At 60.2% G+C, this 13166-nt stretch carries 11 protein-coding genes, 2 pseudogenes and 1 other annotated feature; of the genes and pseudogenes, 8 read left to right on the top strand and 5 right to left on the bottom strand.

Annotation, left to right across the window (positions count from 1 at the left end; genetic code table 11):
- Positions 1-37: 37 nt before the first annotated feature.
- On the bottom strand, positions 38-727 hold the full coding sequence (locus tag ACFOPH_RS25070; protein ID WP_379738198.1) for an IS6 family transposase: 690 nt from the start codon (positions 725-727) through the stop codon (positions 38-40).
- Positions 728-780: 53 nt separating this feature from the next.
- Between ACFOPH_RS25070 and ACFOPH_RS25065 the strand changes: the two are divergent.
- From ACFOPH_RS25065 to ACFOPH_RS25055, 3 genes and pseudogenes are all read left to right on the top strand, one after another.
- Positions 781-2002 (top strand): annotated as a pseudogene (locus tag ACFOPH_RS25065) (IS3 family transposase).
- Positions 1059-1174 (top strand) — a sequence feature (AL1L pseudoknot). It overlaps the preceding pseudogene by 116 nt.
- Before the next feature lie 124 nt (positions 2003-2126).
- A complete protein-coding gene (locus ACFOPH_RS25060; RefSeq protein WP_379738196.1) occupies positions 2127-2249 on the top strand; it encodes an H-NS histone family protein in 123 nt (40 codons plus the stop codon).
- Between the two features lie 291 nt (positions 2250-2540).
- The gene (locus ACFOPH_RS25055; RefSeq protein ID WP_379738101.1) at positions 2541-2765 is read left to right on the top strand and encodes a hypothetical protein; all 225 of its coding nucleotides are present in this window, start codon (positions 2541-2543) and stop codon (positions 2763-2765) included.
- 623 nt (positions 2766-3388) lie between these two features.
- Here the strand turns inward: ACFOPH_RS25055 and ACFOPH_RS25050 are convergent.
- Positions 3389-3706, bottom strand: a complete 318-nt coding sequence (locus tag ACFOPH_RS25050) for a helix-turn-helix domain-containing protein (RefSeq protein ID WP_379738099.1) — start codon at positions 3704-3706, stop codon at positions 3389-3391.
- Positions 3707-4235: 529 nt separating this feature from the next.
- Between ACFOPH_RS25050 and ACFOPH_RS25045 the strand changes: the two genes are divergently transcribed.
- The 3 genes and pseudogenes from ACFOPH_RS25045 (at position 4236) to ACFOPH_RS25035 (ending at position 7153) form a co-directional block, all read left to right on the top strand.
- On the top strand, positions 4236-5387 hold the full coding sequence (locus ACFOPH_RS25045; RefSeq protein ID WP_379738097.1) for a ParA family protein: 1152 nt from the start codon (positions 4236-4238) through the stop codon (positions 5385-5387).
- Positions 5348-6040, top strand: coding sequence for an IS6 family transposase (locus tag ACFOPH_RS25040; RefSeq protein ID WP_379738095.1), 693 nt, complete (start codon positions 5348-5350; stop codon positions 6038-6040). The genes ACFOPH_RS25045 and ACFOPH_RS25040 overlap by 40 nt, the downstream gene beginning before the upstream one ends.
- A gap of 454 nt (positions 6041-6494) precedes the next feature.
- Positions 6495-7153: pseudogene (locus ACFOPH_RS25035) on the top strand (IS6 family transposase).
- 63 nt (positions 7154-7216) lie between these two features.
- Here the strand turns inward: ACFOPH_RS25035 and ACFOPH_RS25030 are convergent.
- Both ACFOPH_RS25030 and ACFOPH_RS25025 read right to left on the bottom strand, forming a co-directional pair.
- On the bottom strand, positions 7217-7933 hold the full coding sequence (locus ACFOPH_RS25030; RefSeq protein WP_379738093.1) for an IS6 family transposase: 717 nt from the start codon (positions 7931-7933) through the stop codon (positions 7217-7219).
- A 25-nt stretch (positions 7934-7958) separates the two neighbouring features.
- Positions 7959-8087 carry a hypothetical protein gene (locus ACFOPH_RS25025; protein ID WP_379738091.1) on the bottom strand — a complete coding sequence of 43 codons (129 nt, stop codon included), beginning with the start codon at positions 8085-8087 and terminating at the stop codon, positions 7959-7961.
- A 238-nt stretch (positions 8088-8325) separates the two neighbouring features.
- Here ACFOPH_RS25025 and ACFOPH_RS25020 point away from each other — a divergent pair, with 238 nt between their 5' ends.
- Positions 8326-10722, top strand: coding sequence for a TonB-dependent receptor (locus tag ACFOPH_RS25020; RefSeq protein WP_379738089.1), 2397 nt, complete (start codon positions 8326-8328; stop codon positions 10720-10722).
- Positions 10722-11885, top strand: a complete 1164-nt coding sequence (locus tag ACFOPH_RS25015; protein ID WP_379738087.1) for a glycerophosphodiester phosphodiesterase family protein — start codon at positions 10722-10724, stop codon at positions 11883-11885. Before ACFOPH_RS25020 ends, ACFOPH_RS25015 begins: the two co-directional genes overlap by 1 nt.
- 20 nt (positions 11886-11905) lie before the next feature.
- Here ACFOPH_RS25015 and ACFOPH_RS25010 read toward each other — a convergent pair whose 3' ends face one another.
- Positions 11906-13075 carry a DUF3616 domain-containing protein gene (locus ACFOPH_RS25010; RefSeq protein ID WP_379738085.1) on the bottom strand — a complete coding sequence of 390 codons (1170 nt, stop codon included), beginning with the start codon at positions 13073-13075 and terminating at the stop codon, positions 11906-11908.
- Between the last annotated feature and the right edge of the window lie 91 nt (positions 13076-13166).

Here is a 13166-nt window from a genome sequence, read left to right as displayed (position 1 = left end):
ACAAAGGTACGCCAACCTGCCGGTGCGCCGGCTGAGTTTACGCAGCCAGAACAGCTGCCCAGATTTCGGACGAAGTTTGCCCCTGAGTTCCCAGACCTCGTAGGTCGAACTGCCCTTTGCGAATGCGATGCATGAGCTCAATACCTTGTATTGTCGTGGTAGCGGAAGTGAAGCTTTTCAACCCCAGCATCGGTCCAAGTCTGGATTTGACATTGCGATGGTCCTGCTCGATCAGATTGTTCAGATATTTTGACGAGCGAAGCTTCGTCAAGTCAGGAAGACGTCCCTGCTCTTGAAGTTCGCGAACGGCACGGTGGGAAGCGGCATAACCGTCCAGCGTAATAGTCTCGGGCGACCGGCCTTGAGAACGTATGGCTTTACGAAAGAATGCCTTGGCCGAAGCGACGTTGCGCCGCGGGCTGAGCCGGAAGTCGACGGTATTGCCGGTCGAGTCGACAGCCCGGTAGAGATAAGCCCACTGGCCGCGGATCCTGACGTAGGTCTCGTCCACCCGCCAGGAGGTGCCAGCCGACGTCGCGAAGCGGCTCCAGCGTTTGTCGAACTCCGGTGCGTACCGCTGAACCCAACGCAGGATTGTTGTGTGAGCGATCGGCATGCCTCGCTCAGCCATCATCTCGACCAGGTCTCGGTACGACAGCTTATAACGCAGGTACCAGCGCACGCAAAGGATGATGATCTCTTGTTCGAAGTGTCGGCCCTTGAACAGGTCTGAATCGCCCCGGGTTTTGTAGAGGCTTCATTGTTTGAGAGAATGGAGTCATGAAGAAGCAACCCAAGTATTCCCCCGAAGTCATCGAGCGCGCCGTGCGCATGGTCAGCGAAGCCGGTAGCCAGTACGAGTCGCAGTGGGCGGCTATCACGTCGATCGCGGCCAAGATCGGCTGCACGCCGGAGACGCTGCGCCGCTGGGTACGCCAGCAGGAGCGCGATACCGGCCAGCGGCCTGGTCCGACTACCGCAGAAGAGGAGCGCGTCAAGGCGCTCGAGCGGGAAGTGCGCGAGCTGCGCAAGGCGAACGAGATCGTGCGCCTGGCGAGTGCGTTTTTCGCCCAGGCGGAGCTCGGCCGCCACTTCAAGCCGTGAGGGCTTTCATCGACCGGTACCGCCATGCCTACGGTGTCGAGCGATCTGCAAGGTGATGCAGGTCGCACCGTCGGGCTACTGGCGCCACGCTGCGCAGCAACGCAACCCATCACTGCGCTATTCCCGTGTCCAGCGCGACGACGTGCTGAGCGTCGACATCGAGCGGGTCTGGCAGGCGAACCTGCAGGTCTACGGGGCCGACAAGGTTTGGCGCCAACTGCGGCGTGAGGGAACTGACGTGGCGCGCTGCACCGTGGAGCGCCTGATGCGCAAAGCCGGGCTGCGTGGCGTCATGCGAGGCAAGGTCGTGCGTACGACTGTGGCCGACGCGAAGGCGCCATGCCCGCTCGACCGCGTCAACCGCCAGTTCAAGGCCCAGCGACCGAACCAGCTGTGGGTCTCCGACTTCACGTACGTCTCGACTTGGCAGGGTTTTGTCTACGTCGCCTTCGTCATCGACGTCTTCGCCCGGCGAATCGTCGGCTGGCGAGTCAGCAGCTCGATGCGGACCGACTTCGTGCTCGACGCACTGGAACAGGCGCTGTATGCGCGTCAGCCGGAACGAAACGAGCTCGTCCACCATAGCGACAGGGGCTCGCAATACGTGTCGATAAAGTACAGCGAGCGCCTGGCAGAAGCCGGCATCGAGCCCTCTGTGGGCAGCAAAGGCGACAGTCACGATAATGCCTTGGCCGAGAAGATCAATGGGCTCTACAAGGCTGAACTGATCCACCGTCGCGCCCCCTGGAAAACGCGTGAGTCCGTTGAACTGGCCACGCTGGAATGGGTTTCCTGGTTCAACCACCATCGTCTGCTGGAACCGCTTGGCTATATACCGCCGGCCGAAGCTGAGGCAAACTATTACAAGCAACTGAGCAGTCAAGCCATCCCGGCCTGACTCACACCAACCGGCCTCCTCGAAAGCCGGGGCGGTTCACCTGGCTATTGCTCAGGGTTTGGGTGTCTCGGTAGAAGAGCTGCTTGCGAACGGTGGCGCAAAGTCGAAAGGTAATGGTAAAAAGGTGCAGGCGCGGTACCAGAACCCGGCTGACAATGCGCAGACGTGGACCGGTCGTGGTCGGCAACCAAAGTGGATTGCTGAGGGATTGGCTGGCGGGAAGTCGCTAGACGATTTCAGAATCTAAGTCTCGGTCTACCCTGCTGCCACAAGGCGTATCGCTACAGCTCCAGGCCCCGAACGACTGCTCAGTGCAGTCATGGATATCCACATTTTTCGTGGATAAACTTACTGATAAGTCCATGAGAGCTAGCATTCATGCGGCTCTCCGGCAGTTGCGCAATAATTGGGCAGCGACCCAGGTCGCGGTGCTTGCCACGGTGTTCTTTCGAGGCTTGCGGCTGCTAATGGCAATAGGAATTCCGGACCACTTAACGCAGCTCTCGTGACAAAATAGCTACATGCACTGGAGGAAAAAATGACTGTCGTGTCCCGACTAACTCGCATCGTACGTCTGGCGATCGCGCCGCTTAAAGGCTTCTTCTCGTTGAAGACCGAAACGGTGTTGCCAGTTTTTGATCCAGAGCGCACCACGCTTTGCGCTCACCTTAAAGAGGTCGCCCGCCGGGATACGATCCTCTATTTCGAGCCTTTCAAGTTCGCGGTTAGAGCGTTCAAACAAGAACGTGCAAAGCCTTTCTAGAAGCTGTTCGTTAAGTGCAGCATCGACAGATCAAACTTCAATGTTCTCTGTCGGAAAATATGCGCTTCGTCAGACCGTCTTCCGAACATAGAAAAGGCGTTAACGTCACATCGGGTGTTGGGCGATACCGCACGTAGCCTCAGGTTTACGATATCGTTTGATACATACCGCCATACTCACTAGGCTGCATCAAGGACTCGTAGAGGCGTATCCCCGCGCGAACGATTTCTCGATTCCAAAACTGTTTGTTTGTGTGTCCTGCGATGCACGACTGGGACCAACCGCGCGGACGAGAGTGCATGACCACTAACCGTCGGCGCCGTCACTGCCGTCACTGACTTCCTTTTAATGCGTTACGTGGGCTTGGTGATCGCTATCTTCAAGCTCATGCGGATGGTTGAAGGCAGAGCTTCTGTGCTCTCCTCACCTTTGAAGAGACCAGTTTCATGGGTGCGTAGCGAAGCTCGGACGACAAGGTAATACCGATGAACCGGAGGCTGTAGTTCCCGTTACGTGCCGTCAAGCGATTCTGTCAAGTAACGCACGTGGTAATCCAGGCATGCGCTCGCGGTTCTGAAGGCCGAGTTACTTGTTTTGAGGTTTGCTTTGAGCAGCTTTCACGCTCATGGAGCCGACTTATCAGGATATAGCGCTAACGCCGTGGCCAGAAGTGCCTTTTTTTTGTCCGTTGGCATTCTGTGAAATGCAGCGATGAGGAATGCCTCATCGTCATCGATAGCGTAAAAGTAAGCGACGGGCAAGTTGAGAACGGAACCAATCCTTGCCACGAGTTCGACCGTCGGAGCCCGTGTCCCGCGTTCGTATCTGTTCATGCGCGCACTTGCGCTCTCCACCTCAAGTCCAGCAAGTAGACCAAGCTGCTCTTGTGACAATTTGCCCTCAAGTCGCGCAGTCTTTAGTCTCCTTCCGAATACCGACATCGGTCTCTTCCAATTAAAAAGAGCGATGTTCCATTGTTCGGCTTGCGAAAGAGCTACCAAATTGGTAGCATCGCAGTCTCGGCAGATCTGACGGAGTTGCTTACCTTTGCAACATTAACTAGCGTGGACATGCTCGTTCCTAGATTGCGAACGTGGTCCGCCCATGACTGCAGACAACTAATCGACCTAGTATTGCCCAGCTTCGGCGGACATGTTGCAGTGCCTAACGGGGCTTGGGCGCCTGATCATCGAAGGTCTGTCTCTGACTAAGTTAAAGCGCCGATGAACGTGCCATCCTACTGAACCTGCAGGTCTAAGCAGGCAACCAAGCACGGAACAGCTAACGCACGCGTTTTTCGCACGTGCAAGACCGAAAGCCGCAGTTAGTCTCAACAATTAGGCAACTGTGAGTGGGTGGTCGTTGGTCCGCCGCCCTTACGTGGCCAGCTTAACCTTTTGCCAGGAATGCTAGTTTATGGGTTTGAAGTCGCTTAAGAGAGCTCCTTCGCGCGTCGACATTGGGAGACTCGTGTCTATCGCCAATCATGCACAGGAGATACTTAAAGAGCTTTTCGACGACTTAGCTGAGTCAAGCCCAAGAAAGTTTGCTCCCACGTTCTCCAGCAGCACGGTGGCTAAGCTCTGCCATATCGAACGAGCTCGCCTCAATTACCTCTGCAGTCGTGGCAGGACGGAACGCTATCCAATTGGTAGCCTCCCTGGTGGCTCTCGTGGTCGGACCTTTACGCTTGCCGAGGCGCGGGCGTTTGTGCGAGCAAATGGGCGATATCGCCCCCGTCCAGAAGGCCAGAAAGGCGTTATCTGCACCATTAGTAATTTCAAGGCCAATGTTGGCAAGGCAACATGTGTCGTGGCGCTTGCCCAAGGGCTTACCCTGCAGGGCCATAAGGTGCTTTTGATTGACCTTGATCCCCAGGCCCGTGCCACGACGCTTATGGGATATGTCCCCGAAGCCGAGATTGGCGAACAAATGACCGTACTGCCAGTGATATATGGTCAGCAGAAGGATCTTCGATACGCGCCAAGGCCCACATATTGGGATGGGCTCGACTTAATCCCATCATGCCATGCACTTTTCGCTGCCAACCGACATCTTGCTGACAACAAAGCCGACAATGTCTCCTTCGACTTTGGGAAAGTACTGGACACCGCACTTGAACCACTACGCTCCCAATATGACGTAATCCTTATCGATACGGCTCCGACGCTTTCATATCTCACTGTTGCCGCCTATATAGCGACGGACGGTTTGATCGTGCCCGTGTCAGTAGAGACACTTGGCTTCGTATCTTCTGTGCAGTTTTTTCAACAGCTCGTTAACCTCTTTGAGCACCTCAGCAACAACTGTACGATAGAGAAAAATTTTGAGTTCATCAAGATTGTGATGTCAGCGGTCAATTCATCGTCTGCTACGACGGCAGTCGTAAGAGAATGGATCAAGCATACCTACCACGAATGGGTAGTAACCGGGACGATTGTCGAAACGGATACCATTAAATCCGCAAGCACCGAGTCCCAGACCCTTTACGAGATTGGGCAGAACGATGGGTTCTGTCGCATTAGGGAACGTCGACGGGTCAATCGGGTAAACTGCGGCGCCCGAACCCAGGACGAATCGATATGCTCAACTTCAAAGGGATGCGTTTTCCTATCGACGTGATCCTGGTCTGCATCCGTTGGTATGCAGCCTACCCGCTGAGTTACCGGCACCTCGAGGAGATGATGGAAGAGCGCGGCGTGTCGGTCGACCATTCGTCGATCAACCGGTGGGCGGTTCGTTTCCTGCCGCTCATCGAGAAGATGGCCCGGAAATACAAGCGCCCCGTCGGTGGCAGCTGGCGAATGGATGAGACCTATATCAAGGTCAAAGGGGTCTGGAAATACCTCTACCGCGCCGTCGACAAGCAGGGCAAGACTGTCGACTTCCTGCTAACGGCCAAGCGCGACATGCCTGCAGCGAAGCGCTTCTTCGACAAGGCGATGGGTGCGAACGGCAATCCCGACAAGATCGCGATGGACAAGAGTGGTGCCAATAAGGCGGCGATCGACGAGGTCAACGCTGGTCGCGACGTCCGGATTGCGGTACGCCAAGTCAAATACCTCAACAACATCGTCGAGCAGGACCATCGCGCTATTAAGCGGGTGACCAGGCCGATGCTCAACTTCAAATCGTTCCGGTCCGCCAGTTCGGTGCTGGCTGGAATTGAGCTGATTCACATGATCCGCAAAGGTCAGTTCGAGATCGACGGCGCCGAGGCGATGTCGTTCGCCGACCAATTTTCTGCGATGGCAGGAGTGGTCCGTCCAGTGTGAGGGGCGCAGCTCCGTTTTCGGCCAATTTCCGCCGTTTGATCAACAACGCGACAGAACCATTTCGTCGACCCTGTCCCGATCCTTGATCACAACGCTGCCGAAGCTCATGGTCGTCTCTAGACTTACTCGCCATCAGAGCTTCAAAACGTTCCAGGTCCACGCTGTTCGCCTTGTTGTCGGTCGGCGTTATGCGTCCGCCTCCATCATCAGGGAAGGAACGGCAATCCATTGGTCAGCGTGATTCTGTGCAGCAATGACCCTCACGAAGGCACGAACTGGAATAGAAAGGTCTCCCAGCAACACATGCTGCATCTTAGTGAAGGTGTCAAAGGCCCGGCACGAAATAGTCGGCTCTGGTGCAAACCTGCACCCGGCTACAATGACGAACTTTGCCCAGCATGCGTGACTATCCAAGCAAAAGCGTCTGTTCAAGGGCAGACACTTCGAATAAGAGATCATCGTCCTCTGCGTACGCTGGTACCTGCGCTACAAGCTGTCGTATCGTGACCTGGTCGAGATGATGGCCGAGCGCGGCTTACCGATTGCTCATACGACAATCCTGCGCTGGGTGCAGCGTTGTGGGCCTGAGTTCGACGAGCGGCGGGGTCGCTTTTTAGCGTCTGCAGGTACATCCTGGCGAATAGACGAACTCTCCGTCAGGATCCGCGGCCGCTGGGCATATCTCTACCGGGCTGTCGACGCATCAGGCAAACCGTCGACTTTCGGCTCAGCCCACGGCGCGACGTCGCCTCGGCAAAGGCCTTCTTTCGCAAGGCAATACGCTCGCAAGGTCGGTCGCCTGAGACAATCACACTGGACGGCTATGCAACTTCCCACCGGGCTGTTCGCGAACTTCAGCAGCAAGGCAGGCTTTCCGAGCTGACGAAACTTCGCTCGTCGAAGTACCTGAACAATCTCATCGAGCAGGACCACCGCAATGTCAAGTCCAGGCTAGGGCCGATGTTAGGCTTCAAAAGCTTTGCTTGCGCCCCCACGACAATTCGAGGCATTGAACTCATGCATCGCATTCGCAAAGGACAGTTCGACTTGCGCGCCTTAACCACTCAGGGGCAAAGTCCGTCCGAAATCTGGGCAGCTGTCATAGCTGCCTGATCTATAGGGTTGTGGTGCAAATTATGGACGAGGGACAAGTCAACTGGCCCACAGATGGGTAGATCACGCAGCCAGAACAGCTGCCCAGATTTCAGGCGTAGTTCGCCCCTGAGTCGACAGGGAACTTAGGTCGAACTGCCCTTTGCGAATCCGATGCATGAGCTCGATGCCCCGAATTGTCGTGCCGGCGGAAGCGAAACTTTTCAGGCCCAGCATGACGCCCAACCTGGACTTCACATTACGATGGTCCTGCTCAATTCGATTGTTCAGGTATTTCGACGAGCGAAGCTTCGTCACCTCGGCAAGCCTGCCTTGCCGCTGAAGCTCTCGGACGGCCCGGTGAGATGCTGCGTAACCATCCAGCGTAATAGTCTCGGGTGAGCGACCCTGAGAACGTACGGCCTTGCGGAAGAAAGCCTTGACCGAGGCAACGTTGCGCCGTGGGCTGAGCCGGAAGTCAACGGTCTTACCTGCCGCGTCGACCGCCCGGTAGAGATAAGCCCACCGGCCGCGGATCCTGACATAGGTTTCGTCCACTCGCCAGGAATTACCTGCTTGTGTCGAGAAGCGATTCCAGCGTTTGTCAAACTCTGGCGCATACCGTTGTACCCAGCGCAAGATGGTCGTGTGAGCGATCGGCAGGCCTCGCTCGGCCATCATCTCGACCAGGTCACGATATGAGAGCTTGTAGCGCAGGTACCAGCGTACGCAGAGAATGATGATCTCCTGCTCGAAGTGTCGGCCCTTGAATAGGGCGCTCTTGCTCGGACGGTTGCGCATTCTGGGCAAAAGGCGAAATTCTAGCTCAGCTGCTGGTTTGCACCACAGCCCTTTGCTGGACCTTGAGCGCACGCTCGACGACGCAGGCGTCATAGCGGGCGCCGCCGGCGCCGGTGTGGGAAGAAAACCGCCGTTCGATTGCTGGTGCATTCATAAGAGATCTCCACTGGTCATGAAGCGCGCTCGTCCCGCATACCCAGGACGAGAACCGGTACCCGAACGGGTCCCATGCCTCAGCCTGCACCGGCAATATGACAGGATGATGACACGCCGTGCGCACGATTCCAATTATCAATGAGTCATCAAGTCGTCATCGCATTGTCACGTGTTAGTCATCTTGCAAGCTTAAGCTTCGATCACTTTCAACCGTCCCAAGTCATCCGATGAAGCTGATGAAGAAGTTCGACCGTGCCGTGACCCTGCGCCCTTCCCTGATCGCCATTGCCGCCGGCGCCCTGTGCGCCTCGCTGGCACAGGCCGCCCCGGCCGACGCCGTCCCCGCTGCGTCTGCCGTTGATTCGCCTGCGCTACAGGACACCACGCCGGCCGGCTCCGTCGCCACCGTCGAAATCTCGACCCGCAAGACACGCTCCGCGGTCGCCATGTCCGGCACCGAAATCCAGAAGGTGATGCCAGGCGTGAACCCGCTGAAAGCCCTGCAAGCCCTGCCCGGCGTCAGCTTCCAGACCGCCGACCCCTGGGGCAACAACGAGCAGAACCTGTCGCTGTTCGTGCACGGCTTCAATGCCCAGCAGCTCGGTTACACGATGGATGGCGTGCCGCTCGGCGACCAGCAGTACGGCAACTACAACGGCCTGGCGCCGCAGCGCGCCCTCACCAGCGAGAACGTGCGCAGCGTCGTGCTGTCGACCGGCGCCGGCGACCTCGGCACGCCCTCGACCAGCAACCTCGGCGGCACCATCGAAACCTATTCGGTCGACCCGCAAGGCCGCCGCAACCTCAACCTGCAGCAAACCGTGGGCAGCCACAAGGCCAGCCGCAGCTTCGTGCGCTTCGATTCGGGCGACCTTGGCGGCGGCAACAGCTTTTACATCTCCGGCCTGCACCACGAAGCCAAGGCCTGGGATTTCAATGGCCGCCAGAGCAACGACCAGGTCAACGCCAAGTTCGTGCACCAAGGCGAGGGTGGCAAGCTGACGATTTTTGCCGACTGGTCCGACAAGACCGAACCGAACGAGGATTCGACCCTGCACCAGGCCGGCCTGGCGGCGCCCTACACGCGCCCCTTCCTGTATCCGGACTTCGCCACCGCACTGGCCTACCTGGATGCCAACGGCGCGCCGCCGGCAGCAGTGGGCGCGAACTTCCGCAACTATTACAGCGACGCCCAGCGCACCGACAAGCTGGCCTACGTGAAGTACGACGCCTACCTGAACGACAACCTCACCTGGAGCAACCAGTACTACTTCCACCACAACGACGGCGTCGGCGTGGTGGCCGGCCCGATCAACCAGGCCGGCTTGCCGGCGCTGTTCCGCGCCTATTACCCGAACCAGGACCTGAAAACCGTGTTTGGCAATTCCGGCTACGCGACCCGCACCACCGAATACAAGATCAACCGCCAGGGGTTGACCTCGACCCTGCGCTGGGACCTGGGCGCGCACCAGGTCCAGGCCGGCCTCTGGTTCGAACACAACACGTCGGGCGCCTACCGCCGCTGGTACCCGCTGGACGTCAACAACCCGAGCACGCCTTACCAGCGCCCGTCGAATCCACTCATCACCCAGTACGGCAGCGACATCGACAACCGGGTCGTGCAATTCCACCTGCAGGACGAATGGAAGCTGCGCCAGGACCTGACGCTGCAGGGCGGCTTCAAGTCGAGCCTGCAGTTCGCCGAAGGGACCTTCCCGGTGCAGCAGTTGCCGGCCACCCTGAGCGGCGGCTCGCAGGGTCTGCCTGAAGGGAAGATCACCACCAAAAAATGGTTCCTGCCGCAGGTCGGCGCACGCTGGGACATCTCCAGCACCGACCAGGTTTTCGCCAACATCCAGAAGAACATGCGCCAGTTCGTCACCTATGGCGGTGGCGGCAATTCGCCCTGGAGCCTGTCGTCGCAGGCCGCCTTCGATTATTTCAAGGCCACCGCCAAGCCGGAAACCTCGGTCACCTACGAGCTCGGCCTGCGCGATTCGCGCACGTTTGATCTCGGTCCGCTCACCGGCTTCGACGGCCAGGTGGCGCTGTACCACGTGAACTTCAGCGACCGCCAGCTGGCGATCAGCTCGAACCCCATCATCACCTCGTTCGCCGGCGGCACCACCATCCTGTCGAACGTCGGCAGCGTCAAGACCGACGGCGTCGACCTGGGCGGCACCTTCCACTTCGGCCGCGCCTTCTCGCTGTATAACGCGGTGTCGTACAACCGCTCGGAATACCAGGACAACTACCAGTCCGGCAGCGCCACCGTGCTCACCGCCGGCAAGATTGTGCCGAACACGCCGGAATGGATGAACAAGTTCATCGCCACCATCAAGCCGGGCGCCGACATCGAGATCCAGCTGCAGGGCGACTACGTGGGCAAGCGCTACGCAACCTATACCAACGACCTGCACGTGGGCAGCTACTTCCTGCTCGGCCTGAACGTCTCGGGCAAGCTGCCCCTGCCGACCACCCTGCTGAAGAACGTGCGCTGGGGCGTCAACGTCACCAACCTGGCCGACCGCAAGGGCGTGCTGCAGCCGAACGTGGGCCAGGCCAGCGGCAGCTATGCCACCTATCCGATCCCGCCGCGCATGGGATTCTTCACGCTGAAGGCGGATATCTGATGCCGCTCATCCTGCCCGCGAACCCGGCACGCCTGCGCCGTGGCCTGCTGCAGGGCCTCGGCGGCGCCATGGCGCTGGCGGCATTCCCGGGCCTGGCGCGGGCGCAATCGGGGGCCGCGCGACTTGCCCCCACCGCGGCCCCCACCGCGGCCCCCACCTTGTACGCCCACCGCGGCGCCAGCGCCCTCTTCCCCGAGCACACGCTGGCTGCCTACGCCCGGGCGATCATGGACGGCGCCGACTATGTCGAGCCGGACCTGGTCTGCACGAAGGACGGCGTGCTGGTGGCGCGCCACGAAAATGCGATCACCGACACCACCGACATCGCCACCCGCGCCGAGTTCGCCCGGCGCAAGACGCGCAAGGTGATCGACGGCGCGGCGCACGAGGGCTGGTTCATCTCCGACTTCACGCTGGCCGAACTGAAGACGCTGCGCGCCGTGGAACGCCTGCCGAAGATGCGCGGCACCCGCCACGACGGCCAGTTCCAGATCGTCAGCCTCGAGGAAATCATCGATTTCGTTGCGGCCGAGGCGGCGGTGCACGGACGCACGATCGGCCTGATTCCCGAGTTGAAGCACTCGACCTGGTTCACCGGCGCCGGCCTGGCGCTGGAAGAACGCCTGGTAGCGACCCTGAACGCGCACGCCTACACGCGTCGCGCCCCGGTCACGGTGCAATCGTTCGAGACGGCCAACCTGAAGGCCTTGAGGAAGACGCTGGGCCGCTCGACGCAGGTGCGCCTGGCCCAGCTGGTGGTCGCGGGCGGACGCAACGACGCCTTGCGTCCGGCCGACGTGGCGCTGTCGGGCGGCAGCCTGACCTATGGCGAGATGGTGACCCCGCGCGGCCTGGGCCAGCTGGCGGCCTACGCCGACGTGGTGGCGCCGGTCACGCGCGCCATCATCCCGCTCGGGATCGACGCGCGCCTGGCCAGGCCGACGACGCTGGTGACGGACGCGCACCGGGCCGGCCTGCAAGTCGTGGCCTGGACCTTCCGGCCCGAGAACGCCTTCCTGGCCGCCGACTTCCGCAACGGCGACGGCCTGGATGCGCGCAACGACGCGGGCTCGATCGCTGAAATGCGCCGCTACCTCGAGACCGGCATCGACGGCCTGTTTTCCGACGACACGGCGCTGGCGCGCAGGGCGATCGGCGGCTGAGGCGGCGCTCCGCTAAAAAATCAGCCCTTGCGCTTCTTCGGCGGCGCCAGGGCGAACACGTCGGCTAGCACCGTGCTCTCGCCGATCTGGCGCCCGGGCGAGGCGGAGTCGTAGACCACCAGCAGCTCGTCGCCGGTGCCAACCTTGTCGTGGAACAGGGTGATGCCTTCGGGATGATCGACGCCCTCGCCATACGGCAGCGCCAGCACGCGTTCGAGCCGGTCGGCCGGTACGGTCGCGTCGCGTCCCGCCAGCGCGCCGCCCGCCCAGCGATACACGTACACCGGGCCATCCAGGTCCATGGTCGGCCCGGCCAGGATCAACAAGTCGTCGCCCTGCGTGCACAGGTCGCGAATGCCGAGGCCGCCCAAGTCGAGGAAATGCTTGCGCAGCATCTGGCCGTCGGCGTCGACCGGCCCCAGGCGCATCCAGCCGGCTTCGGCATCGTCGACCGGAGCGACTTCGAGGATGGCCGCCCAGCCTCGCAGCACCGGGCCGCGCAATCCCAGCAGCAGGTGCTTGCCGGCCACCGCGATGCCCTCGATATCGAAGCCGTTGTCCTTGCCCGGAATCGCCAGGAAGGGGCCGAAATGCGGGTCGTCGGCCAGCAGCGCGGTCAGTTCGTTGCCGTGCACATCCCCGCGCAACATGGCCGCCGTGCGCAGCTTGTCCTTGCGGCCCGCCTCCTCCAGCAAAGTATAGGTGCCCGGTTGTCCGGCTTCTTCGGCGACGGGAATGCGCGCCAGCAGGTAGCGGTTGCCGTCCGCTTCCACCGCGCACAGGCGCTTATGGGCCTTCTTCACGCCATCGTCAGAGCGCGGTTGCTTGCGCCGCAGGCTGTGCGAGCCCGTTATCCACATGTATTTGCCGTCGCAGGCCAGGCCTTCGATGTCGGCCTCATTGATCTTGCCCTCGCCACCGTCAACCGCCGCTTCGCCATGCGCCGGCAGCGGCAGGCGCAGGAAGTCGTGCAGCCGGTACTGCCGGTGGTCGCGCGTGAAGCTGCTGCGGCCGGTGCTGTCCTTCTCTTCCAGCGTGAGGCGCTCGATGCTGACCGTCTCGTCGTTGGCCAGCCAGAGCGTGCGGCCCATGCGCAGCACGACCGAAAGGCCGTCGCGCAATTCCTTCTCGTGCGTCAGGTTGTCGTGTTCTGGCTGAAACTGAAGCAGAACGATATTGGTCGGATGCATGCCTTCTCCCATGGTTGTCGCCCCAGCATACCGTTATTGTCGACCTGGGCGCGCCCGAATATGCAGCAGTGGTAGTCTTGCACAAGGCCAT

It is taken from the genome of Massilia haematophila, from assembly GCF_042647645.1.
Classification (GTDB): Bacteria; Pseudomonadota; Gammaproteobacteria; order Burkholderiales; family Burkholderiaceae_D; genus Telluria; species Telluria haematophila.
Note: the sequence above shows the minus strand (reverse complement) of the source record. Positions and strands in the feature narration are given on the sequence as shown.

What these genes read in the sequence shown, in the direction of transcription:
- ACFOPH_RS25055 (WP_379738101.1), top strand. Translation starts at nt 2,541, where the DNA reads ATGACTGTCGTGTCCCGACTAACTCGCATCGTACGTCTGGCGATCGCG.
- ACFOPH_RS25050 (WP_379738099.1), bottom strand. Translation starts at nt 3,706, where the DNA reads ATGTCGGTATTCGGAAGGAGACTAAAGACTGCGCGACTTGAGGGCAAA.
- ACFOPH_RS25040 (WP_379738095.1), top strand. Translation starts at nt 5,348, where the DNA reads ATGCTCAACTTCAAAGGGATGCGTTTTCCTATCGACGTGATCCTGGTC.
- ACFOPH_RS25030 (WP_379738093.1), bottom strand. Translation starts at nt 7,933, where the DNA reads ATGCGCAACCGTCCGAGCAAGAGCGCCCTATTCAAGGGCCGACACTTC.
- ACFOPH_RS25025 (WP_379738091.1), bottom strand. Translation starts at nt 8,087, where the DNA reads ATGAATGCACCAGCAATCGAACGGCGGTTTTCTTCCCACACCGGCGCC.
- ACFOPH_RS25020 (WP_379738089.1), top strand. Translation starts at nt 8,326, where the DNA reads ATGAAGAAGTTCGACCGTGCCGTGACCCTGCGCCCTTCCCTGATCGCC.
- ACFOPH_RS25015 (WP_379738087.1), top strand. Translation starts at nt 10,722, where the DNA reads ATGCCGCTCATCCTGCCCGCGAACCCGGCACGCCTGCGCCGTGGCCTG.
- ACFOPH_RS25010 (WP_379738085.1), bottom strand. Translation starts at nt 13,075, where the DNA reads ATGCATCCGACCAATATCGTTCTGCTTCAGTTTCAGCCAGAACACGAC.